General features: G+C 71.0%; 1 pseudogene. It reads right to left on the bottom strand.

From position 1 onward, the window contains the following. Positions 1–845 (bottom strand): annotated as a pseudogene (locus ACFWU9_RS36205) (hypothetical protein); the annotation flags it as partial. Positions 846–1,784 lie beyond the last annotated feature (939 nt).

Below are 1,784 nucleotides of genomic sequence, written 5' to 3'. Positions count from 1 at the left end.
AACTTGCCGCCGAAGTTCGCGTTGCCCGAGGCCTCGATCGAGGTTTTGGTGATGTCGACGTCCGGGGCCCTCTCCGGCGGCAGATCCGGCTTCTTGGAAGCCGCGTCCGACTGGCAGGCTCCCATCGCGGCGCCGGGGTTGTAGCCGCTCTGATAGCGGCAGCCGTCGTTCTGTGCGAGGTACGAGGCGAACTTCCTGGCGTCCTCAAGATTGAGTTCAAGGTCCTTCTGTGTGTCACCGGTCTTGTTGCCGTTGAACAGCCATTGGCCGCCGCTGCCGCTGCCCGCGAGGTAGGTGCCGCTCAGTTTGGCGCTGCCGCCCCAGTCCTCCAGGCCCTTGATACCGGCCGAGACGCTCGCGGTCGGGCCGACAGCGCCCTCGCCCACGCGCTCCAGGGTGACGGTGCCGTCGGACCACTGCTGGAGCTTGACCTGTTCGGATCCGCTGATTTTGATGAAGAGGATCTGGACGACGACGGTGGTTTTCGTCTGGTCCTGGGAGAGGAGGCATCTGGTGGGTTCGAAGGGGTCGCCGTTGGGGACGAACTCGTCTCCGCCTCCGCCGCCACCTTCGCCGTCGCCTTCGCCGCCTTCGTTGTAGTCGCCGGTGGCGCAGGCTGTGGAGTCGCTGGTGGGGTGGATCACGCGGCAGACGGCGCTTTTGAGGCCGGTGCCGGTGTCGGCGGGCACGCTGAGGCCGACGATCGCGGCGATGACCGCGGCGACGACTCCGAACATCGCGGCGTACTCGGCGCCGCTCTGTCCTCTGTCGCGGTGTCTGGGATGTCTCCGTCCGCGTTCGTGCGGTCGCGACTTCCACCACTGGTACGCACGGCCCTTCTTCACCTGTTCTCCCACCTCACGCTGTTGTCGCCGTCCCCTGGGCGCGAGCAGAGTAAGGACAGGTCAGGGCCCATTCGGCAGGGTCCACGGACCCAGTTGGGGGTGCCGGGCCCGGTGATACGGGAGGTGTTCATCTTCCCGTTGACCGGCAACACCACTGACGACAGCCCCAGTTGGGGAATCGGGCATTCTGCCCGCCGGGGGCGGGGGGTGTCGCGCGGGGGTCCGGGGCGTCGGACGCGGGGAGGCCGGGCTGGCTACGTGGCGCCTTGCGCGGAGGCCCGGTTGGGCCCACGGGCGGGCCCAAAGGCAGACCGGCGGGCCGGCTTTCTGTGTGCGTACGCGAGGGCGGGCCGGGCGCGACCGGGCGCCGTCGCCGGGCGCCGGACGGGTGCGGCGGGCGCCGGGCGGGCGCGGCGGGTGCGTTGGATGCGTCGGGGGCGGCGGGTGTGGACGGGGGCGAGTCGCGAGCTGGGGTCGCTCTCAAGCCCTGCCGCCGGTCGGGCGTCCCTCTCCGGGGCACGCGCGGGCACGCGCGGGCACGCGCGGGCACGCGCGGGTACGCGCGCGCCGTGCCGGCTCTGAGGGGGGGCGGCGCAACGAGGTCCGGCGGACCGTACGGGCCGCTCTCAGGTGTGGTGTGGGATTTCGTGGCTCTGCCCCGGCCGCCGGGTGTTCTGGCGGTCGGGGCAGAGGTGGGGGGTGGGGGATGGTCTGGAATGCGGGAGGGGCAGGGTCGTCACCGTCCTGGCCGGGGATGGTGCGGCGCCTGCCCTGTCTCGCTGGTGGGGTGGGGGTCTGGGTTTAGCCTTCGCCGCTGAGGATCTCGGAGACCTTGTCCGACAGACCGGTGGCGATGTCCTCGGCGACGCCGGTGCCGACGATGGCGGCGATGATGAGGGCGACGAGGACGATGACGCCGACGTACTCGACGGCTCCCTG

Source organism: Streptomyces sp. NPDC058653 (assembly GCF_042716895.1).
Lineage (GTDB): Bacteria > Actinomycetota > Actinomycetes > Streptomycetales > Streptomycetaceae > Streptomyces.
Note: the sequence above shows the minus strand (reverse complement) of the source record. Positions and strands in the feature narration are given on the sequence as shown.